We start from the raw sequence: 21,359 nt of genomic DNA, 5'->3' as shown, positions 1-21,359 counted from the left end.
ATAACTGCTAATCTACGTCAGCCCCTAAATTAATATATAAGTCAAATATTTTTATCAAAATTTTCTAATGTTTTTATGTGAAATAATTTCTGCTCCACATTACAAACAAGCTCTTTTGCATCATAAGAATTTTTTAACCCACCCGTAATATCATTTAATGGATTAAAACAAGCTTCATCCTCATAAGCAGAGTACGTTTTTCTTAACTTAGAAAAATAACTTAAAGGAAATTTTTCAACTAATTTATTTTTTTTATTTTTAATTTGCAATTCTTTATATCTTTTATCTATCGCACTATCTAAACTAAGAGATAAACTATATAAACATTCATTTCCAATTTTATGTAACTGATCATATTTTTCCACATCACATAGAGTATACGTTTTCTCATCAATTGAATTTTTAATAGTATCTCTAAAAGCAGAAAGTATTGAAAAATCTTGAGCAAAACAAGAACCAGATCCTAACAGGCAAATAGAAAGAAAGAATGCTTTTTTCATTTCAAACTCCTTAAATTTGTAATGTCTTATCCCATGTATAGCAATAACCATTTTTAAAACTTATAAAGTTACATTTTATTGCTCACAAGATTCTAGCACCATTTTGAAGACTTAGTCCTAATAAATAACTATCAATTATATTTTAAAGATAAAACAGTAAGTTAAAAATACACTATACAATTATCCTCAAAATAAACAAAGGCCGTCTGAAAACCAGTTGTCCTGATTTTTCAGACGGCCTTTAGTATTCAATCTTTCCTTCAACGGCCAAAATTGTCTCGGCGTTCGCGCCAGTCTTGGCGGATGGAGCCGCTTTTGCCGATCGGTGTATCTTGTTCGACTTCCCAAATAAAATTCGTTCCGCCGCCAATCGGATGCGAGCCGCGCAGGCCGATGTGGCTGCCTTGGTCGGCAACGGCGGTGCTGCTGCGTGTTTGGCCGCCGAAACGGGTTTGCGAAGTTTCGATGCCGCTTTTGATGCTGCCGTAAAGCTGTACGTCGGCATGTGCGGCGAGTGCGGCGGTGGAAAGTGCGGCAGTGAGGAGAAGTTTCAAGTTCATGGTTTATCCTTTTTTTTTGGAGAGGAATTGTAAGGCGATTGTATCGGCCTTGTGCGTAAACAAGTTACAATTCTTGCAAAATCTGACAGGAGTTTTGATGATGCGCTCTTTACGTGCCGCCGCGGTGCAAATGGTGTCGTCCACCGACCCCGAAACCAATATTGCCACGATGAAACGCCTTGTCCGCGAGGCGGCCGAACAAGGGGCGGATTGGGTGTTGTTGCCCGAATATTGGCCGCTAATGGGCAAAAACGATACGGACAAGCTGGCATTTGCCGAGCCTTTGGACGATGGACGCGTTGGCGAAACCTGCGACACCCGTTTTCAGACGGCCTTAAGCGAAACGGCAAGGGAATGCGGCGTGGTGTTGTTTGGCGGTACGGTTCCGCTGCAAAGCCCAAACGCTGGCAAGGTGATGAACACAATGCTGGTGTATGACCGCAACGGCAACCGAATCGGGCTTTACCACAAAATGCACCTTTTCGGCTTTTCCGGTTTGGGCGAACGCTACGCCGAAGCCGATACGATACTGGCGGGCAGCGATGTGCCGAAGTTAAGCGTGGACGATGTTCCGCTGGCGGCCGGTGTCTGCTACGATTTGCGCTTTCCTGAGTTTTTCCGCGCCCAGCAGCCGTTTGATGTTTTATTGTTGCCGGCCGCGTTTACCCACACGACCGGCAAGGCGCATTGGGAATTGCTGCTGCGCGCCCGTGCAGTGGAAAACCAATGCTACGTCATCGCGTCGGCACAGGGCGGACTGCATGAAAGCGGCCGCCGCACATTCGGCCACAGTATGATTATCGACCCTTGGGGCGATGTGTTGGCGACGTTGCCCGAAGGCGAAGGCGTGATTTGTGCCGATTTGGATACCGCGCGCCTGCAAAGCGTGCGCACGCGCCTGCCTGCTCTGAAACACCGATTACTTTAAACACGCACTATGTCCCACTCCCAACCCACACGCATTCTCGGCATCGACCCCGGCAGCCGCGTGACCGGCTTCGGCGTTATCGATGTCCACGGTCGCGAGCATCATTATGTTGCTTCCGGCTGTATCAAAACGCCGACCGGCGCGTCGCTTTCCGAACGCATCGCCGTGATTGTCCGCCATATCGACGAAATCATCCGCCACTATCAGCCGCATCAGGCGGCCATCGAACAAGTGTTTGTCAACGTCAACCCGGCCGCGACTTTGATGCTCGGTCAGGCGCGCGGTGCGGCGATTGCCGCTTTGGTCATGCACGATTTGCCCGTATTTGAATACACCGCGCTTCAGGTCAAGCAGGCCGTGGTCGGCAAGGGCAAGGCCGCCAAAGAGCAGGTGCAGCATATGGTGGTTCAAATGCTTGCACTTTCAGGCACGCCGCAAGCCGATGCCGCCGACGGACTCGCCGTCGCCCTCACCCACGCCCTGCGCAATCACGGATTGGCTTCGCAACTCAATCCTGACGGCCTACAGGTCAAGCGCGGCCGTTTCCAATGGTAAGCCGACATTCAGGCCGTCTGAAATCGTGTTCCAACCCGTTTTCAGATGGCCTTTCGGTTATAATAGCCCTTTGCCCACATACAGCGAGCCTGCATGAAAGCCGCCTTCCTTTTTCTCTACCTCATCCGCCTGCTGCCTTTTTGCGTGTTGCACAAAATTGCCGACGCAATCGGCATTCTTGCTTATTACGCAGTCAAACCGCGCCGCAAAGTCGGCGAGGTCAACCTCAAAAAATGCTTTCCCGAGCTGAACGACAGCCAGCGCACCGCCCTACTCAAATGCCATTTCCAACACATGGCCAAGCTGATGCTCGAATACGGCCTCTACTGGTATGCGCCTGCGGACAAACTGCGCTCGTTGGTGCGCTATCAAGACAAACACCATCTCGACGAAGCCCTCGCCGCCGGCGAAAAAGTCATCATCCTCTATCCGCACTTTACCGCATTTGAAATGGCGGTTTACACGCTCAATCAGGATGTGCCGCTGACCAGCATGTATTCGCACCAAAAAAACAAAACCCTGGACGAGCAAATCCTGAAAGGCCGCCACCGCTACAACAATGTTTTCCTGATCGGCCGCACAGAAGGCCTGCGCGCCATCATCAAGCACCTGCGCAAAAGCGATGCGCCCTTTCTTTATCTGCCCGACCAAGACTTTGGCCGCAACGATTCCATTTTCGTCAATTTCTTCGGCATTCAGACGGCCACGATTACCGGCCTCAGCCGTATCGCCGGCATGACCAAAGCCAAAATCATTCCCGCCATCCCCACGCGTGAAGCCGACAATACCGTAACCCTGCGCTTCTATCCGGCTTGGGACAATTTCCCGACCGAAAATGTCGAAGCCGACACCCAGCGCATGAACGACTTCATCGAAGAGCGGGTACGCGAGCATCCCGAACAATATTTCTGGCTGCACAAACGCTTCAAAACCCGTCCCGAAGGCGAAAGCAGCTTTTACTGACTACATAAAATTACAATTTAAACATAAAAAAGCGGCAAAACCTTTCTTTTTCCGCTTTTTCATTTTAATTGTATCAAACTCAAGCTCGGCTTCAATTTCAAACAATCAAATCAAATTCCACTTTAAATGCTTTAAAAACAACTTTTTTCAAGGCAATTGAAACTTTCAAACAACCTTATATTTTTTCTCAAATAAAAAATGCTCTCTTCAATACCCTTTTCATTTATATGTTAAATTTAATTTCATTTAAAAACAAAATGTTATAGAATAACTTTTAAAATAAAACAAATTTTAATCATTCGAAATATGAAATTAAATTAAATTTAAAGCAAGAAACACAAAATAAACATCTAATTTTAAATTATTATGCAATTTAATTGCAAAAATATGACAATAACCGCAATTTACCCTAAACCAAACCTTCAGAAAAAAACACTTGGCAAACTGTAAAAATTCGCGTAAATTTCACTACATCAAATTACAAGACATTCAGACGGCCTCAGCCGGTTTTAAATGTTTTTGTAAGCAGTTTTCTGATATTGCAAGCAATTGCAGTATTTTTAGAGGATTTCGGTGCAATACCCGAAATGAAAGTTTACCGGTGCAGAGTTGAGCTGCATCTGTAAAGCCGCAGGTGAAAGCCTGTATTGTTTGTGAAGCGTAAATCTCTGATTTGAGGTATTGGGGCAATCCTGTGGGGGATTGCCTCTTTTTTTATCTGCGCCGTCATGCCACAATGGCATCATTCCTTATCCAACCTGATCACGCCATGACCCCGATACTCGCCTTCGACATCGAAACCATTCCCGACGTAACCGGCATCCGCCTGCTTTACGATTTGCCTGCCGATTTACCCGACAACGAAGTCGTCCTGTTTGCCCAACAGCAACGCCGCGCCAAGACCGGCAGCGACTTTATGCAACACCATCTGCACCAAGTCGTCGCCATCTCCTGCTGTATGCGCTGGGGTCAGGACAAAATCCGCGTCAGCACCATCGGCGATCCCGAAGACAGCGAAGAAGTCATGATTGCCAAGTTTTTCGAGGTCATCGAAAACTACACGCCGCAACTCGTCAGCTGGAACGGCGGCGGTTTCGACCTGCCCGTCCTCCACTACCGCGCCCTGATACACGGCATCAGCGCCGCCCGCTATTGGGACATGGGCGACGGCGACTTTGGCGACAGCCGCGACTTTAAGTGGAATAACTACATCAGCCGCTATCACACCCGCCATTGCGACCTGATGGATTTGCTCGCCCTCTACCAACCGCGCGCCAGCGTGCCTTTGGACGATATGGCCAAACTCTGCGGTTTCCCCGGCAAACTGGGCATGGACGGCAGCAAGGTTTGGAACGCTTATCATGCAGGCCGTCTGAAAGATATCCGCGACTATTGCGAAACCGATGCCGCCAATACCTACCTGATGTACATGCGCTTTCGCATGATGAGCGGCGCGCTCGACGCCGACGAATACGAAGTCGAAATCAAACGCATCAAACACTATCTGGCCGCACAAGCCGAAGAAAAACAACACTGGGCGGAGTTCGTCGCCGCTTGGCGTTAAACCAGGCCGTCTGAACAGCTAAACCAAAAAACCAAAAGGGCGTGATCGACACGCCCTTTTTTTATATTCAGATAAACCATGCCCACTAAGCAGGCAAACGCCCCAGCGTAACCCTGTCCAATCCTGCCAAATCCTGTTCGGTGGCCACTTCGGTAAAACCGTTCTCCAGCATTATGTTCCGCACCGCTTCGCCTTGGTTATAGCCGTGTTCAAACAGCAGCCAACCGTTGGCTTTCAGGTATTTGGGGGCTTCTTGGGTAATGTGGCGTATATGGCTGAGGCCGTCTGAAAAGTCGGTTAGCGCGTTTTGCGGTTCAAACCTCAAATCGCCCTGCGACAAATGTTCATCGCCATCCTCGATATACGGCGGATTGGAAACAATCACATCGTATCGGCCTTCAGACGGCCTGTCGGTATCAAACCACGAACCCTGAGCAAATTCGACTTTTGCGCCCAATTCGGCCGCATTTTGACGGGCAGTATCCAAAGCACCGACGCTGATGTCGGATGCGCGAACATCGGCATCAACACGTTCAAGCGCGATGGTTACGGCAATGGCGCCGCTGCCCGTTCCCAAATCCCACACGCGGCCTTGCGGCGGCAAGCGTTTGAGCACGGCTTCCACCAAATGCTCGGTTTCAGGGCGTGGAATCAGCACATGCGGATTGACGGCAAAGCGTCGTCCGTAAAACTCGCGTTCGCCCAACAGATAGGCCATCGGCTCGCCTTTCAGACGGCGTTGCGTCAAAATCTCCAAGGTTTGCAGGGCAGATTCTGCCAAATCGTCCGTACCGCGTGTAACCAGCTGCGCGCGCGTGTAACTCAGCGCATATTGCAACAACATCCGCGCTTCGTTTTTGGGCAGTGCCGATTGGCGCAGCCATTCATCAAGCGTCATTTTTCGTCCCATCTGCCAGCGTTGCGGCTTTTCTTTCCTTATTCTTTCCGGCAAACGTGCCGATGGTGGCAACCGCAAATGCGGCATACCACAAATAAAATCCTGCACCGTAACGCACGATATCCGCCGTATTTCCTGCTTCATCGACATGTACGGCTTTCACACTGAAAGCCACCAACGCCAAGCCCCAAAGTGCCGCATGGACAGGCACGACCTTCTTCCGCAACGCCAGCAAAACAATGGCCGCCAACAAAACATAATTCGCATAGGCCGCACAATACCTGATATCCAAAGAAGCAAATATCGACCCCAAAATCAAAACGGTTACACCCTTCATGCTTTCATGATTGCCCAAATAAAATGCAACATTGGACAAAGACGCTATCCACAGTGCAACCGACACCAGCAACATCGCTATGGGAAAACTTGATTTCCGATTCTCTTTCTGCATGGTTTTATCCTAATGTAAAAGGCCGTCTGAAACCTTTCAGACGGCCTGCCGTTTAAATTTCGCTACCGCCGACGGTCAGTCCGGCATCAATCCTCAGGGTCGGTTGTCCGACGCCGACAGGAACGCTCTGCCCTTCTTTGCCGCAGACGCCGATGCCGCTGTCGAGTGCGGAGTCGTTGCCTATCATGGAAACGTGTTTCAGCACTTCGGGGCCGTTGCCGATGATGGTCGCGCCTTTGACAGGGTATTGCAGCTTGCCACCTTCCACCCACCACGCTTCGGATGCGCTGAACACGAACTTGCCGCTGGTAATGTCCACTTGTCCGCCGCCGAAGTTGACGGCGTAAATGCCCTTGTCGATGGACGCGATGATTTCTTCCGGCTCATAGCCGCCGTTTTCCATAAAAGTATTGGTCATGCGCGGCATAGGCGCGGAAGCGTAACTTTCGCGGCGGCCGTTGCCTGTCGATTGCGTACCCATCAGGCGGGCGTTGGTCTCGTCCTGCATATAGCCGACCAAAATCCCGTCTTCAATCAATACCGTGCGGCGGGTTTCATTGCCTTCGTCGTCGATATTGAGCGAACCGCGCCTATCGGCAATATCGCCTTGATCCACAACGGTCACGCCTTTGGCGGCCACGCGCTCGCCGATACGGCCGGAGAAAACGCTGGTTTCTTTACGGTTGAAATCGCCTTCCAAACCGTGTCCGACCGCCTCGTGCAACAACACGCCCGGCCAGCCGTTGCCCAAAACGACGGTCATCTCGCCGGCAGGCGCAGGACGGGATTCGAGATTGGTCAGTGCTTGTTTGACGGCGGAATCGACAAACCGATGTACCAAGTTTTCATCGAAATACGCCAAATCATAACGTCCGCCGCCGCCCGCGCTGCCCTGCTCGCGACGCTCGCCCTGCTTGGCAATGACGGTAACGTTCATGCGCACCATCGGGCGGATGTCGGCAGCGTGTTTACCGTCCAAACGGGCGATGTACACCATATCATATTCGCAGGTCAAACCGGCCATCACTTGCACGATACGCGGATCGGCGGCTTTGGCCAGCGTTTCGACTTTGTTCAACAGCGCGACTTTGGCAGCGGAATCGAGGCTGGCAATAGGGTCAATCGCCATGTGGACAGGCTTGCCGTAGGCAGGTGTCGGCACTTTGACGCTGGCCTCGCCACCGGCCGCACCAATCACGCGCACGGCTTTGGCAGAGCGGTTGATCGAATCGATACACAGGCTGTCGGCGTAGGCAAAAGCAGTTTTATCGCCCGAAACGGCACGCACGCCCACGCCCTGATCAATTTGGAAGCTGCCCGATTTGACGATGCCTTCCTCCAAATGCCAACTTTCATAGGCAGTGCGCTGACAATAGATGTCGGCATAATCGACATGGTTGGCGCCGATAATGCTCAGGCTTTGGGCGAGCAAATCGGGAGAAAGATGGTTGGTTTCGAGCAAATCTCGCTGTACGGCGGCGTAGGTTTGTTGCATAATTCTTCAGACGGCCCGACAAGCAGGCAAAGTTAATTTGGCCTTGATTATACGGTATTTTATATGGCTTTGGATATGTTGATTGCTTGGGTTTATGAGTGATTGAAACAAATCAAAAGGCCGTCTGAAAGATAGGGTTGAATGTTTGCCTTACCCTATTTCAACATCAGCCGCGTAATGAAGATAACAAATCATCGTATGATTGATGCAGCGGCAGACTGATAAAGATTCAAATAATAAATAGATTGGAATTAAAATGAAAAAATTACTTGTTGTATTGCTAGGACTGGCAAGCCTTAATGTTTATGCCAACGGTTGTGGCGGAGAATACCAACCTGCAACAGGTACCTGTCGCATTATCGACAGCTCTGGCAGACAAATTTTATATAATGTTCCACAATCAAAAGTAGCTAAGCCCACAAAAAAAATAGAATATGTAGATGTGCACGTCCCATCTAAGTTTGGAGCTATCGCAATCAGTAAAAAGGCTGGCCATATTACAGGTTCTTTAAATCATAGGTCGTTAGCAGAAGCAAAAAGTGAAGCAATTAAACGTTGTAAGAAAGGTAGTAATGGAGCTTCTTGTGAAATTCTTAAATGGGTTAGAAATGGCTGCATTGCTGCGGCAGTAGGAAATTTAAAAGGTACTCCTATAATTATAGGCGGTGCTGCTGAGCAAGGAGTTTCCGAACAAACAGCTATGACAAATTGTACCAATACAGGCGCACAAGAATGTAGAATCCTAATGCCAGAGGGTTGCTCTTTACCCTAATTCTTATACGCTATACTTTCCTCTATCCCCATTCTATTTTAACGAGTACAACACAATAAAACGCTTATCCAGTTTTGTTTTAACTGCGACACTGTTGCCATTTTCTGTCTCTGCCGGCAATGATTCAGACATTGCCGGCAAGCTGCTGATAGGCGATGCCAAATATGCCTGTGGGTCATCAACGGCCTTTTCAATCACGGCAAAGCCAATACCGAAACTTAATTTCCATACAAAACAAAGCATTACAACAAAAACCATTATTTTTTCAATTTTGCTATTGATAATAGTTATTATTAGCGTATAATCAAAACCACTCGGAAGACGTCCTAATCCGAGCCATTAAACGACAGATTTTATCCCCCTCTTCCCCATTATCTCTTGATACTCGGAGTGCGCATATACGAAACATACCTGTTCCCCTTTATATCAGATACTCAAAACCGAAAAACATGAAACCCACTGCCGATACAGTGGGTTTCGTGTTTTTTGGCGTTCGGTTTATCAGGCTTGGGACTGCTGGTCAGGCCATCTGCAACTGAATAGACCTGATTATCGGCAGGTTTTCATGTTCAATTTGCCATAACGGCCGACAATGTTTCTGATGTCTTGAGCATCGCGCTCGTCGACCGCCATAAAGACCACGGTCATGCGCGCTACGCTCAAACCGGTATCGGGTGCGCTTTTGTCTTCCTGCTCGACAATGCGCGCGCCGCCGAAACCTGCGCTGGACAAGCGTGAAATCAAAACTTGGGCGGAAGAACGGCTGCGTGTTACGTCAACGCTGATTTCGCCGTTGTGAATGCTGCCGCTAAAGCCGCGGCTGCCCAAGGCATCAAGCTGGGCGGAAGTGTCGCCGTCGGCAGGCAAGACCACGCGGAAGGTTTTGGAAGAAGTCTCGCCACCGGATGCGCCGTTGCGTTTTTCGATACTGCGGCTGGCCGCATGAGGCCATTTGCCCAACAGGCCTTTGATGCGGTGGTAATCGTCTTCATCCATCACCACGGTGGCGCTGCTGGTACACAAGCGTTCCACGCCGGCCGCGCCCATTTCTTCTTCAGCGGCGCGACGCTCTTGCGCCTCTTTCTCGCGGCGCATTTTTTCTTTTTTCTCTTTCAACTGCTGCGCTTCTTGCTTTTTACGCAAGGCTTCCGCTTCTTCGGATTCAGGTTCGGCCATAATCAGGCCGTCTGATTCGACCACCACCCAATCGGGTTGCGATGCCTGCCGAGGCTCGGCTTTGGGCGCGTCCAAAGAAGATGGGCGCAATAATTCGTGCGTACCGCCTTCCAAAGCAGATTCGGGTTTGGCGGTTTTATGTTGTGTCCGATAGGCAACCATACTGCCAAAAACAATGATGTTGAGTGCGACCAAGACCGCAAACAGCCATTTCATGATGCGTTTTCCTTTTTATTGTCCGTTGCGATGGGCAATCCAATGCAAGAGCCCGTGAATCACGAGATTATCGACGATTTTCACTTGATTGTCATGAACAAATGCCTCGGGCAAGGCTTGCACGACTCTGGCCGCGCCGCCGCCCGTGATAATAATATCGACCGGTTTGCCCCCGCCCGTTTTGTCTTTCAGACGGCCATGCATCATCATCAACGCGCCGCAAACAGCATCCATCATGCCGCTGGCAATGGCGTTCGGCGTTGTGGTTGGGAACGGATATACCTTGCCGATGGGGCGGTTGAGGTTGGCGGTTTTGAGTGCCATCGCCTCTTTCATCAAGTGGAAACCGGGCATGATGGTGCCGCCGAGATAATGATTGTCTTCCGTCAGCGCGTCGGTGGTTACGGCGGTGCCGCAGCTGACGACGACACAGGCGTTTTGCGTAAAGCGGCGGCTGCCCAGCGCATTAAACCAGCGGTCGGAACCATGTTCTTCAGGGCTGCGGTAATGGTTGCGGATGCCCAAAGCCTGCGGCATGGAAGACAGCCATTCGACCGGACGGGTCAATTGTTCTTCCACCATCGCTTTTTTGACCGAACCGCACACGGCGCAACCGACAATCTTCACATCTTCATCGGCAAATTGCAGCCATTCTTCTCCCAGCTTGGCCAAGTCACGATACGGCGCGCGGCCGACCTCGGAAAATGTGCCGTTCTCCACCCACGCCCATTTCAACTGGCTGTTGCCACCATCCAGCAGCAAAAAGCGTTCCGGCTTGGCGGCGGCAGGTTGTGCCGGACGGTTATCCGGGCGCAAGCTGATTTCGCCGCTGACAATGGTTTTCTCACCCTCGCCCGTCAGCAAACGCAACGCGCCTTGCGCATCCACGCCTTTGACCACGCCTTCGTGGACAACGCGCCCTTCTTGAAGCAGCAAGACCGGCCTGCCTGTGTCGCGGTTGGCGGTATCGTATTCGCCGACACATGATGCAAATCCGTTTTGCGCGTATTCGTTCAACAGCGCATCAAGTTGCGCCAACACCGCATTCAATAAGGCTTCGACGCTTACGCCCTGCTTAGAGGCCGTCTGAAACAAAGCCTGCACGGAAGTGGCGTTTTCCACTTCTTTCGGCAATACAAAATTAATGCCGATGCCGATGACGGCAACGGTTTTATTTTCCACCCGCGTTGTTTCAATCAACACACCGGCCAATTTATCGTTGGCCACGACCAAATCGTTCGGCCACTTGATATTTACGTCCAAACCGATATCGGCAAGCGCACGGCGGCAAGCCAATGCCACCACCAACGCCAGCGAACCCAGCTCATACTGCGGCTTGTCAAACGCCCAGCCCAGGCTGAACATCAAGCATTCGCCCTGTCGGTTGACCCAGCTTCGCCCCTGCCGTCCGCGCCCTTTGGTTTGAAAATGCGCTACACACAAAGCCTTGTGCGCCAAACCTGCCGACCGGCGCGCCAACGCCATGATTTCATCGTTGCTGGACGAACATTCGTGTTTCAACTGCGCGCGAAAACCATGTTTCCCGGCCATTTGTTGCAGAGATTCTTCGGCAAACACAGCCAATGGGCGCACCAAGCGCCATTGCCCGTCATGCTGGCGCAGCAAACCGCGGATATGGCCCGGCATCTGCTGCCAAAATCCGTTTAATTGTTGCGGCTTCATCCCGGCCGCACGCGCCAGCTGAGAAACGTGTTGCGGCAGGCCGTCTGAAAGCGCGGCGAGCAAGGCCCAATGGCGGCTGTTCAAATCCGTCATGCGCCTCCTCCGGCTTTGCGGATTTTCGCCAACGTTTTGGTGGTCGAAGTCTGATGTAAAAAAGGAATCGAAAATACTTTGCCACCGCGCGCAAACGTTTCGGCCGCACCGACAATCTTATCCACAGGCCAATCACCACCTTTAATCAATACATCGGGTTTGACCATTTCAATCAACGCGGCCGGCGTATCGTCATCAAACCATGTAACCAAATCCACGCTCGCCAATGCCGCTGCCACTGCCGCGCGGTTTTCCAAAGGATTAATCGGACGGTCGTCCCCTTTGCCCTGACGGCGCACCGAAGCATCGGTATTCAACGCCAATACCAAAGCCGCACCTGCCGATCGCGCCTGCGCCAGATACGTTACATGGCCTCGGTGGAGAATATCGAAACAGCCGTTGGTAAACACCAGCGGACGGGGCAATGCCGCCAAACGCTCCGCCAGCTTTTCGGGCGGACAAATTTTGGATTCGAATTCTGGAGCTGACCATTCGGACATGATGCGGTTCCTTTGGGAATAAAACAGAAAATAATCGGGGTATTATAAAGGATAACGGCGAAACGCCATAAAAAGATACCGAACGGTACAATATTCGGGCTTGACTGCGTATTCATCGGCATTTGACAGACACCGCAAACGCCGTTTTTGCCGCTGCCATGATGGAACGGTTTGATGAATACTGTTTTTGAAACCCAATAAACTTGAATAAAATTCAGGGCATAAACGGAAAAAAGCCTGCATACAATATGCAGGCTTTCATCTGGGGTGGCTGATGGGGCTCGAACCCACGACAACTGGAATCACAATCCAGGGCTCTACCAACTGAGCTACAGCCACCGTAAAAATTGGCACGCCCGACAGGAATCGAACCTGTAACCCCCGACTTAGAAGGTCGGTGCTCTATCCGGTTGAGCTACGGGCGCTCATGCCGATTCGTGCTTAGAATTTTGTGGTCGGGGCGGTGGGATTCGAACTCACGACCCTCTGCTCCCAAAGCAGATGCGCTAACCGGGCTGCGCTACGCCCCGACTGAAGACCCGAACTATACAGACCCTTTTCAATCCGGTCAACACTTACTTTGCTTTATTTTGCTATTTTTTATTTATCTTATTATTTTTAATCATTATTTATTTTTATGTTTCGTCATCGGGGTCACTCTTTTGTGTCAGGCCGTCTGAAAAATGCGATAATTTGAACGCAATATTTGTCCCTATTTAGAAGGAAAATCATGACTGCTCAACTTATAGACGGAAAAAAAATCTCCCAGCAACGCATCGAGGCGGTCGCGCAGGCGGTAAAGGCGCGCCAGGAAAAAGGTTTGCACACGCCTTGTTTGGCGGTGGTATTGGTCGGCGACGACCCTGCCAGCGCGGTTTATGTACGCAATAAAAAACTGGCCTGCCAAAAAAGCGGCATTGAATCGCGCTCTTACGAGCTGCCGTCTGAAACCACGCAAGACGATTTGTTGAAACTGGTGGACGAATTGAACGGCGACCCTGCCGTCGACGGTATTTTGGTGCAACTGCCGCTACCGGCCCACATCGACAGCCAGGCAGTTTTGGAACGTATCATGCCGCATAAAGATGTGGACGGCTTCCACCCTTACAACGTCGGCCGCCTGGTCGTCAAAATGCCGCTGATGCGCCCGTGCACGCCCAAAGGCGTGATGACTTTGTTGGAAGCCTACGGCATCGACCCGAAAGGCAAAAAAGCCGTGATTGTCGGCGCGTCCAATATTGTCGGCCGCCCGCAGGCGTTGGAATTGCTGCTGTCCCGCGCGACGGTAACCATCTGCCACAGCGCCACGCAAAACCTTGCCGATGAAGTTGCCGCCGCCGATATTTTGGTGGTCGGCGTGGGCATTCCGAATTTTGTTAAAGGCGAATGGGTCAAACCCGGCGCCGTCGTTATCGATGTGGGCATCAACCGCTTGGAAGACGGCAGCCTGTGCGGCGACGTGGAGTTTGATGTCGCCAAAGAACGTGCGTCCATGATTACGCCCGTTCCCGGCGGCGTCGGCCCGATGACGATTGCCACTTTGTTGGAAAACACGCTACACGCGGCCTCATTGCACGACTAACCGCCGTCATTAAATTAGGCCGTCTGAACATGGTTTTTCAGACGGCCTGACCTGTTTTTTGTTTTTTTACCTTATCGGCTTCACATGTCCTTACTCGCTTCCCACACCGACAACCCGACTTTCCGCAACGCTTCCTATATCCTGATGGGTTTGGCCTTGCTGATTGTCTTGCACTACCATCTGCTGCCGCTGCTGCTGTCGGTTATCCTGACCTATATCTTTATTACGCGCACCAACGGCGTCATCCTCAAACTCCGCCGCCGTGTTTTACCGCGCAACACGCGGCTGCATAAATCGCTCAATGCGCACAACATCAACCTGATTTCCACCACGCTGACGCTGGCCATCGTGTTCAGCATCATTGCGATGATGTCTTTGGGCATTTACCACCTGATACACGGCGGCCATGTCGGCTTTATGCTGGCCAAGCTGGCGGCGATTTTGGAAGACACCAAAAACAGCCAAGACCTGCCTGCGGCCATTCTCAATATGCTGCCCAACAATATGGCCGAAATCAAAGCCTCGGCGATCAAGCTGATTGACGAATACCGCGCCGCGCTGACCCGTATCAGTAAAAACAGCATCACGTCCTTCGTGTACATCCTCATCGGCATCATCATCGGCGCCATGCTCAGCTTCCACCGCCTGAAAATGCGTAAAAACCGCCGCAAAATGCCATTGTTTAAAGCCGAATTGGTGCAACGCATCGTCACTTTTGAAACCAGCTTTGAACGCGTGTTCCTCGCCCAAGTTAAAATCTCGCTGATCGACACCTTCCTGACCGGCCTGTACCTTTACTTGGTTTTACCGCTATTCGGCGTTGACCTGCCGTTTAAAATGACCGTCCTGATCGTCGCCTTTATCGTCGGCCTGATTCCGGTGGCGGGCAACCTGATTTCCAACACCATCATCATTATTTTGAGCCTCGGCGCATCGCTTTACGTCGCACTCGCCTCGCTGGTTTTCCTCGTTGTCATCCACAAGCTCGAATATTTCCTCAACGCCAAAATCATCGGCTCGGAAATCGAATCCAGCGCGTGGGAGTTGCTGGTGGCAATGGTCGTCTTTGAACGCATTTTCGGCATCGGCGGCATCATCGTCGCGCCGGTTTATTACGCCTATCTGAAAAACGAATTGAAACTGCGAAAATTGATTTGATCAGTTGCATTTATACACATCAAAGGCCGTCTGAAAACGACAATCGGGTTTTCAGACGGCCTTTGCTTTACCTTTTCTTACACTTTACGGCATAATGACAACCACGCATTTCTAGAAGAAAGACAAACAATGTCAACCAAAACCCCTTCCCTATTCGGCGGCGCGATGATTATCGCCGGTACGGTTATCGGCGCAGGCATGCTTGCCAACCCGACCGCCACGTCCGGCGTCTGGTTTGCCGGCTCGCTGGTCGTGTTGCTGTACACCTGGTTTTCCATGCTCTCCAGCGGCCTGATGATTTTGGAAGTCAACACCCATTATCCGCACGGCGCCAGCTTCGACACCATGGTCAAAGACCTGCTCGGCCCGGCTTGGAACATCATCAACGGCGTTGCCGTCGCTTTCGTTTTATACCTGCTCACTTACGCCTACATCTTCGTCGGCGGTGATTTGACCGCCAAAGGCATCGGCAGCGCGGTAGGCGGCGAAATTTCGCTCTCCGTCGGCCAACTCGTCTTCTTCGGCATTCTCGCCTTTTGCGTTTGGGCATCCGCACGCTTGGTTGACCGTTTCACCAGCATCCTCATCGGCGGCATGGTATTGACCTTTATTTGGGCAACCGGCGGCCTGATTGCCGATGCCAAAATGCCTGTTTTGTTTGACACCCAAGCCCCGGCCGGCACCCGCTACTGGATGTATGCTGCCACTGCCCTGCCCGTCTGCCTTGCCTCATTCGGTTTCCACGGCAACGTCTCCAGCCTGCTCAAATACTTTAAAGGCGACGCGCCCAAAGTGGCCAAATCCCTGTGGTCGGGTACGCTGATTGCCTTGGTAATTTACGTCCTCTGGCAAATCGCCATCCAAGGCAACCTGCCGCGCAGCGAGTTCGCACCGGTTATCGCCGCAGAAGGCCAAGTTTCCGTCCTGATCGAAACGCTGTCCAAGTTCGCCCAAACCGGCAATATGGACAAAGTGTTGACCCTGTTCTCCTACATGGCGATCGCAACCTCCTTCCTCGGCGTAACGCTCGGCCTGTTCGACTACATCGCCGACATCTTCAAATGGAGCGACAGCATCTCCGGCCGCACCAAAACCGCCGCGCTGACCTTCCTGCCGCCCCTGATTTCCTGCCTGCTCTTCCCCACCGGCTTCGTTACCGCCATCGGTTACGTCGGCCTGGCCGCCACCATCTGGACCGGCATCATCCCGGCCATGCTGCTCTACCGCTCGCGCAAAAAATTCGGCGTCGGCAAAAACTACCAAGTTTACGGCGGATTCCGGCTGATGGTTTGGGTCTTCCTCTTCGGCGTCATCAACATTGCCGCCCAAATATTGAGCCAAATGGAGCTTGTTCCCGTATTTAAAGGTTAAATTCCCTTAAGGCCGTCTGAAACACCCTCTTTCAGACGGCCTAATTCATTATTTTCCGCTACAATACCCCCTTTCCCCCAACGAACCCCGTCCATGTACGACAATATCCGTTTCCACCTCGACGAAGACTATCCCGACCAGCTCCCGCCCGAAAACGCCGCCACCCACATCGGCATGTACTGGCAGTGGGCGGCGAAATCAGGCCTCGTCAACCCCGTCTGGCAAACAGCCCCCGAAACCGCGGCCGACTTCGCCGCCATGACCGCAGGCACAATCAGCGGACGGCACTTCCTGCTCAAACACATGGACGGCGCATTGACGGCGGACGACTTTACCGAACTCGGCCAACGGTTTACCGAGTTCTACTACACCGACGAAGAAGACGGCTACGGCGCATTTATGGAAGACTACGTCCTAGCCCTCGACACGCCCTCGCTCGGCGGCTTCTACCACGTCAAAAACACTCCGGAAACCTTCGCCAAACTGACACCCGTTTTTCAGACGGCCTTTGAAAAATGGCAAAGCAGTTTGAAAGCAAAAAAATAAGGGCCCGAACCATGAAACTCATCATCCTCGACCGCGACGGTGTCATCAATCAAGACCGCGACGATTTCGTCAAATCCGTTGACGAATGGATTCCCATCGAAGGCAGCATGGATGCCATCGCCTTTTTAACGCAGGCAGGCTACACCATCGCCGTGGCCACCAACCAATCCGGTATCGGCCGCAAATACTTTACCGTGCAAGACCTGACCGAAATGCACGCGAAAATGCACCGCCTTGCCGTTCAAGCCGGCGGCACCATCGACGGCATATGGTTTTGCCCGCATACCGCCGTTGATAACTGCGAATGCCGCAAACCCAAGCCCGGCATGATTCTCGACATCATCGAACGCTTCAAGGCCGATGCCGCCGAAACCTGGCTGGTCGGCGACAGCCTGCGCGACCTGCAGGCCATTGATGCCGCAGGCGGCAAATCTGCGCTCGTCCTGACCGGCAAAGGCAAGAAAACGCTGGCCCAACATGAGCAAGACCTGCCCGAACACACCCAAATCTTCGACAACCTGCTCGCTTTCTCGCAATACATCATGCGCGAAAACACACAAATCGAAGAAACCGCGCAAGCCATCTTATAAACAAATGACAAGGCCGTCTGAAACCTGTTCACACCAGCGTTCAGACGGCCTTCCAACGACAGACTTTTCCCCGATATGCTGATTATCCGCAACCTGATTTACTGGTTCATCCTTTCCTCCAGCATTATTTTGCTGTTCCCCTTTATGCTGCTTGCCCTGCCCTTCCAAGGCGGCGCGCACAAAATGGCACAAGTTTGGGTACGCATCCTCAACTGGTCGCTCAAACACATCATCGGTTTGAACTACACCTTAAGCGGCGCGGAAAACATTCCCGACCGCCCGGCCATCATTTGCGCCAAACACCAAAGCGGCTGGGAAACCCTCGCCCTGCAAGAAATTTTTCCGCCGCAAGTCTATGTTGCCAAACGCGAACTTTTCAAAATCCCGTTCTTCGGCTGGGGCTTGAAACTGGTTAAAACCATCGGCATTGACCGCAGCAACAGCCGCGAAGCCAACAGACAGCTGATAGAACAAGGCCTTGCGCGCAAAAACGAAGGCTACTGGATTACCATTTTCCCCGAGGGCACACGCCTGCCGCCCGGCGAAAAAGGCCGCTACAAGCTCGGCGGCGCGCGTATGGCCAAAATGTTTGAGATGGACATCGTCCCCGTCGCGCTCAACAGCGGCGAGTTTTGGCCGCGAAATTCCTTCCTCAAATACCCCGGCATGGTCAGCGTCATCATCGGCAAACCCATTGCCTACGGCAGCGGCAACGAAGCCGAACTCATGGCTCAATGCGAGCAATGGATAGAAAGCCAACAGCCCCTGATTACCGGACAAGGTCCGTTCGCGCCACAAACCAAATAAATTATTCCATCGGGTGGGCCGCCATGCCCGCCCCTCTCCCTTAAACACCATGCCCCGCCTCCATACCCACACCCTTTCAGACGGCCTGACCATTCATATCCAGCTCAAACGCAGTGCCAAGAAAAACCTCATCTTGCGCCCCGTTTCCGCCGATACCGTCAGCATCAACATCCCTCCGTTTGTTACCCAACGCACCTTTACCCAATGGCTGAACGACAACGAAGCCCTACTGCGCCGTACCCTAAACAAGACACCGGCCCGACAAACACCCACCGACACGCTTCCCGAATGGATTTGGTATCAAGGCGTTCAGACGGCCTTGTCCGTCCATACGGCAAACCACATCCAAATCAAGCCGTCTGAAATCCTGTTGCCCGAAAAAGAAAACACCGCCCAACTCACCCATTTGCGCCGCTTCCTGCTCGAACGTGCGCACGAATATTTACTGCCACGCCTCGAAAGCCATATCCGAACCACCCGCCTAACCCCGAGTGCCATTTCCCTTTCCAACGCCAAAACCTTCTGGGGCGTATGTCGCCACACCACCGGCATCCGCCTCAACTGGCGGCTCGTCGGCGCGCCCGAATATGTCGCCGACTACGTCTGCCTGCACGAACTCGCCCACCTGCGCCATCCCGACCACAGCCCTGCATTTTGGGCGCTAACCCGCTCGTTCACACCGCATGTCGATCAAGCCAAACAATGGCTGAAAGCACACGGCGGCGAATTGTTCCTTCTCGGCTAAGCCTTTACTTTCAGTTTTTTTCTGCAAGCAAACACCGGCCCAAAGCAAAGAATCAACGCCTTCCAAACAAATCATGTAGCCGCGCGTAAAATCGAGTTTATCCGCTTGCCGCCCCTCAAGCATGCCGATAAGATGATGTCGTTCTCCAAACCCTTTTCAGAAAGGAAAACCGATGACCAAAGCAAAATCGTTACTGGCCACCGGCATTTTGGCTCTTTTCTCCGCCACGGCATTCGCCTCCCCGCTGCCTTCCGAAATCTACCGTCCGGCAGGCGCACACACCATCAAAGCCGATCATCAAGGCGACGGCGAGTTTGAATACGAAGCCGAACTTTCCGGCCGACACAATTCCATTCCTTCCCTGGCCAAAAAAGTGATCGCCCACGCGCGCAGCAAAGGTTTCCATGTGGTCGAGTCCGAAATCAAACGCGACGATGCCGATCTGAAATTCAAACGCGGCAAACAAGAGCTGGACGTTTCCATCGAAGACAAAGGCCAAGGCCGCATCGAATACAAAGCCGATTTGGACCTGGACGAAAACTAAATCCGATCCGTAAACAAAGGCCGTCTGAAATCCCATCGGGTTTCAGACGGCCTTTTGTCGTCTTTATCAGATAAAATGGCCGTCGGTTTACAAAATTTCCAACTCAAAACATTGTACAATCTGCCCACTTATACCGATAACATCCCCAACATTGCCATGAAAAAACGTCTGCTCCTCCTTACCATCCTGCCCCTTTCCCTTTACGCCGCCGATGTGCCGCCCAACGTAAAACCCGAGCTTCAAGTCAACACTGCCGAACCTCAACAACCCGAAGCGCACAACATCCCTGCCGAACAGACAAACAGGCCGTCTGAAAAAATCATCAACGTCGATGCCGACACCCTGCTTGCCAACACCGAATTACTGGCACGCGCCATGTATTCCGCCGTCGTCGCCCAAAACATCCCCGGCATCAAAGCCGTTTTGCCCATTTACGAACAATGGCCCGAACACGACCGTGCCATGGCACGCTATGCCAAAGGTTTGCTTGCCCAATCCGAAGGGCGAGCCGCCGAAGCCATCGCCCATTACCGCCGCTTTATCGCCGAGCAGCCCGACGCTTCCGCCGTCCGCTGGCAGCTTGCAACCGCCTTGTTTGAAGACAAACAAAACGAAGCCGCGGCCGACCAGTTCGACAAACTGCAAACCGAATCTCTCCCGCCTGCCTTGCAAGAACGCATCGCAACCTACCGCAAAGCCCTGCGCGAACGCGACTCATGGCAATTCAATGCCGGCTTGAACATCACGCGCGAACAAAACATCAACCAAGCCCCCGGCCAACGCCGTCTGGGCAACTACCTGAACGACGAACAATGCCGCGCCGTGCGCCTTGTCTATCCCGACGACGACTGCTTCCGAGGCTGGACCTTCCCCGAGCCCATCGATGCCACCGCCGTCCACTACCAAATCGGTGCAGAAAAAAAATGGTCGCTGCCGCGCGGCTTCTATGCCACGGCAGGCGCAGACCATTACGGCAAAATCTATCCCAAACACACCAACTACAACGACCTCACCACACGCTTCTCGGCAGGCCTCGGCTATGCCGACCAGCGCAGCGATATCGGCATTACCCCGTTCCACGAACGCCGCTTCTACGGCAACGACCCCTACACCTACACCAACGGCGCACGCCTTCACTACAACCATTGGTGGCAACCCAAGCTGCAAACCCTCAGCGCATTTGAAGCAGGCCGTCTGAAAAACAGCCGCCGCGAGCATTCCGACAACACCAGCCAACTGCTCAGCAATTCCATCGTGTACCACCGCAACGCGCGCCAATACTGGGTAGCCGGTATCGACCTCTACCGCGAACGCAACCGCGATGACAAAAGCGACAGCTTCAACCGCTACGCCCTGCGCGGCACATGGGGACAAGAATGGCCCAAAGGCCTCTCCACCGTCCTACGCCTCAGCGTCGCCCAACGCCTTTACCAAGCCCCCAGCTTCTTCAGCAACGAACAAAACCGCCGCGACAAAGAAGCCTCCGCCTCCCTAAGCGTATGGCACCGCGCCCTCCATTTCAAAGGCATCACCCCGCGCCTGACCATTGCCCACAACAAAACATGGAGCAACGACAAGTTCTACGAATACGGCAAAACCAAAATGTTTGTCGAACTGAGCAAAACATTCTGACAAGTAGAAACCAAAGCCATATTGCCCACA

At 52.3% G+C, this 21,359-nt stretch carries 23 protein-coding genes and 3 tRNA genes; 14 read left to right on the top strand and 12 right to left on the bottom strand.

The features are described from left to right. Positions 1-41 precede the first annotated feature (41 nt). Positions 42-500 (bottom strand): hypothetical protein, encoded by a 459-nt coding sequence (locus tag HMPREF2661_RS00360; protein WP_070822047.1) that lies wholly within the window; start codon positions 498-500, stop codon positions 42-44. A 260-nt stretch (positions 501-760) separates the two neighbouring features. Beyond that, positions 761-1,060 (bottom strand): porin, encoded by a 300-nt coding sequence (locus HMPREF2661_RS00355; RefSeq protein ID WP_049347830.1) that lies wholly within the window; start codon positions 1,058-1,060, stop codon positions 761-763. Positions 1,061-1,157: 97 nt separating this feature from the next. Here HMPREF2661_RS00355 and HMPREF2661_RS00350 point away from each other — a divergent pair, with 97 nt between their 5' ends. The 4 genes from HMPREF2661_RS00350 (at position 1,158) to HMPREF2661_RS00335 (ending at position 5,070) form a co-directional block, all read left to right on the top strand. Continuing rightward, positions 1,158-1,988: a carbon-nitrogen hydrolase family protein gene (locus HMPREF2661_RS00350; protein ID WP_070822046.1), complete on the top strand. Its 831-nt coding sequence runs from the start codon at positions 1,158-1,160 to the stop codon at positions 1,986-1,988. A 9-nt stretch (positions 1,989-1,997) separates the two neighbouring features. Next, positions 1,998-2,543: a crossover junction endodeoxyribonuclease RuvC gene (ruvC, locus tag HMPREF2661_RS00345; RefSeq protein ID WP_036492619.1), complete on the top strand. Its 546-nt coding sequence runs from the start codon at positions 1,998-2,000 to the stop codon at positions 2,541-2,543. 78 nt (positions 2,544-2,621) lie between these two features. Next, positions 2,622-3,506 carry a lipid A biosynthesis lauroyl acyltransferase gene (locus HMPREF2661_RS00340; RefSeq protein WP_283140432.1) on the top strand — a complete coding sequence of 295 codons (885 nt, stop codon included), beginning with the start codon at positions 2,622-2,624 and terminating at the stop codon, positions 3,504-3,506. Positions 3,507-4,275: 769 nt separating this feature from the next. Continuing rightward, positions 4,276-5,070: a 3'-5' exonuclease gene (locus tag HMPREF2661_RS00335; protein WP_070822048.1), complete on the top strand. Its 795-nt coding sequence runs from the start codon at positions 4,276-4,278 to the stop codon at positions 5,068-5,070. A gap of 85 nt (positions 5,071-5,155) precedes the next feature. Here the strand turns inward: HMPREF2661_RS00335 and prmC are convergent, their stop codons facing one another. Genes prmC through tldD form a run of 3 tightly spaced genes read right to left on the bottom strand, consistent with a single transcriptional unit; the run spans position 5,156 to position 7,914 of the window. Beyond that, on the bottom strand, positions 5,156-5,968 hold the full coding sequence (gene prmC, locus HMPREF2661_RS00330; RefSeq protein ID WP_070822044.1) for a peptide chain release factor N(5)-glutamine methyltransferase: 813 nt from the start codon (positions 5,966-5,968) through the stop codon (positions 5,156-5,158). Next, positions 5,958-6,419 (bottom strand): hypothetical protein, encoded by a 462-nt coding sequence (locus HMPREF2661_RS00325; protein ID WP_070822043.1) that lies wholly within the window; start codon positions 6,417-6,419, stop codon positions 5,958-5,960. The genes prmC and HMPREF2661_RS00325 overlap by 11 nt, the downstream gene beginning before the upstream one ends. Positions 6,420-6,471: 52 nt before the next feature. Continuing rightward, entirely contained in the window at positions 6,472-7,914 is a 1,443-nt protein-coding gene (tldD, locus tag HMPREF2661_RS00320; protein ID WP_070822042.1) for a metalloprotease TldD, read from the bottom strand. 256 nt (positions 7,915-8,170) lie between these two features. Between tldD and HMPREF2661_RS00315 the strand changes: the two genes are divergently transcribed. After that, positions 8,171-8,686, top strand: a complete 516-nt coding sequence (locus tag HMPREF2661_RS00315) for a DUF4189 domain-containing protein (RefSeq protein ID WP_070822041.1) — start codon at positions 8,171-8,173, stop codon at positions 8,684-8,686. Between the two features lie 33 nt (positions 8,687-8,719). Here the strand turns inward: HMPREF2661_RS00315 and HMPREF2661_RS00310 are convergent, their stop codons facing one another. From HMPREF2661_RS00310 to HMPREF2661_RS00280, 7 genes are all read right to left on the bottom strand, one after another. After that, positions 8,720-8,944: a hypothetical protein gene (locus HMPREF2661_RS00310; RefSeq protein WP_070822040.1), complete on the bottom strand. Its 225-nt coding sequence runs from the start codon at positions 8,942-8,944 to the stop codon at positions 8,720-8,722. 291 nt (positions 8,945-9,235) lie between these two features. After that, positions 9,236-10,078 (bottom strand): cell division protein, encoded by an 843-nt coding sequence (locus tag HMPREF2661_RS00305; RefSeq protein WP_070822039.1) that lies wholly within the window; start codon positions 10,076-10,078, stop codon positions 9,236-9,238. A gap of 15 nt (positions 10,079-10,093) precedes the next feature. Continuing rightward, entirely contained in the window at positions 10,094-11,854 is a 1,761-nt protein-coding gene (locus HMPREF2661_RS00300; RefSeq protein ID WP_070822038.1) for a bifunctional biotin--[acetyl-CoA-carboxylase] ligase/type III pantothenate kinase, read from the bottom strand. Next, a complete protein-coding gene (locus tag HMPREF2661_RS00295) occupies positions 11,851-12,357 on the bottom strand; it encodes an adenylyltransferase/cytidyltransferase family protein (protein WP_107832109.1) in 507 nt (168 codons plus the stop codon). The genes HMPREF2661_RS00300 and HMPREF2661_RS00295 overlap by 4 nt, the downstream gene beginning before the upstream one ends. Positions 12,358-12,617: 260 nt before the next feature. Further along, positions 12,618-12,693 (bottom strand) — tRNA-His (locus HMPREF2661_RS00290). A 9-nt stretch (positions 12,694-12,702) separates the two neighbouring features. Further along, positions 12,703-12,779 (bottom strand) — tRNA-Arg (locus HMPREF2661_RS00285). Positions 12,780-12,806: 27 nt separating this feature from the next. After that, positions 12,807-12,884, bottom strand: a tRNA-Pro gene (locus HMPREF2661_RS00280). Between the two features lie 200 nt (positions 12,885-13,084). On the opposite strand from HMPREF2661_RS00280, the gene folD reads away from it, so the two are divergent. The 9 genes from folD to HMPREF2661_RS00235 all read left to right on the top strand — a co-directional run bounded on the left by folD (position 13,085) and on the right by HMPREF2661_RS00235 (position 21,329). After that, on the top strand, positions 13,085-13,936 hold the full coding sequence (gene folD / locus HMPREF2661_RS00275) for a bifunctional methylenetetrahydrofolate dehydrogenase/methenyltetrahydrofolate cyclohydrolase FolD (protein ID WP_070822037.1): 852 nt from the start codon (positions 13,085-13,087) through the stop codon (positions 13,934-13,936). A gap of 84 nt (positions 13,937-14,020) precedes the next feature. Continuing rightward, positions 14,021-15,094 carry an AI-2E family transporter gene (locus tag HMPREF2661_RS00270; RefSeq protein ID WP_070822036.1) on the top strand — a complete coding sequence of 358 codons (1,074 nt, stop codon included), beginning with the start codon at positions 14,021-14,023 and terminating at the stop codon, positions 15,092-15,094. Positions 15,095-15,223: 129 nt separating this feature from the next. Further along, positions 15,224-16,465 (top strand): aromatic amino acid transporter, encoded by a 1,242-nt coding sequence (locus HMPREF2661_RS00265; RefSeq protein ID WP_070822035.1) that lies wholly within the window; start codon positions 15,224-15,226, stop codon positions 16,463-16,465. Between the two features lie 93 nt (positions 16,466-16,558). After that, positions 16,559-17,011: a DUF7832 domain-containing protein gene (locus HMPREF2661_RS00260; RefSeq protein WP_003749149.1), complete on the top strand. Its 453-nt coding sequence runs from the start codon at positions 16,559-16,561 to the stop codon at positions 17,009-17,011. A gap of 11 nt (positions 17,012-17,022) precedes the next feature. Next, positions 17,023-17,601: a D-glycero-beta-D-manno-heptose 1,7-bisphosphate 7-phosphatase gene (gene gmhB / locus HMPREF2661_RS00255; RefSeq protein WP_003749152.1), complete on the top strand. Its 579-nt coding sequence runs from the start codon at positions 17,023-17,025 to the stop codon at positions 17,599-17,601. A 75-nt stretch (positions 17,602-17,676) separates the two neighbouring features. Continuing rightward, positions 17,677-18,408 carry a lysophospholipid acyltransferase family protein gene (locus HMPREF2661_RS00250; RefSeq protein WP_070822034.1) on the top strand — a complete coding sequence of 244 codons (732 nt, stop codon included), beginning with the start codon at positions 17,677-17,679 and terminating at the stop codon, positions 18,406-18,408. 49 nt (positions 18,409-18,457) lie between these two features. Continuing rightward, entirely contained in the window at positions 18,458-19,153 is a 696-nt protein-coding gene (locus HMPREF2661_RS00245) for a M48 family metallopeptidase (protein WP_070822033.1), read from the top strand. A gap of 172 nt (positions 19,154-19,325) precedes the next feature. Beyond that, the gene (locus HMPREF2661_RS00240) at positions 19,326-19,697 is read left to right on the top strand and encodes a hypothetical protein (protein WP_070822032.1); all 372 of its coding nucleotides are present in this window, start codon (positions 19,326-19,328) and stop codon (positions 19,695-19,697) included. A gap of 75 nt (positions 19,698-19,772) precedes the next feature. Next, on the top strand, positions 19,773-21,329 hold the full coding sequence (locus HMPREF2661_RS00235; protein ID WP_070822031.1) for a surface lipoprotein assembly modifier: 1,557 nt from the start codon (positions 19,773-19,775) through the stop codon (positions 21,327-21,329). Positions 21,330-21,359 lie beyond the last annotated feature (30 nt).

Source organism: Neisseria sp. HMSC061B04, assembly GCF_001836705.1.
GTDB lineage: Bacteria > Pseudomonadota > Gammaproteobacteria > Burkholderiales > Neisseriaceae > Neisseria.
The sequence above is the reverse complement of the archived record's forward strand: the minus strand, read 5'-3'. Positions and strand labels throughout refer to the sequence as shown.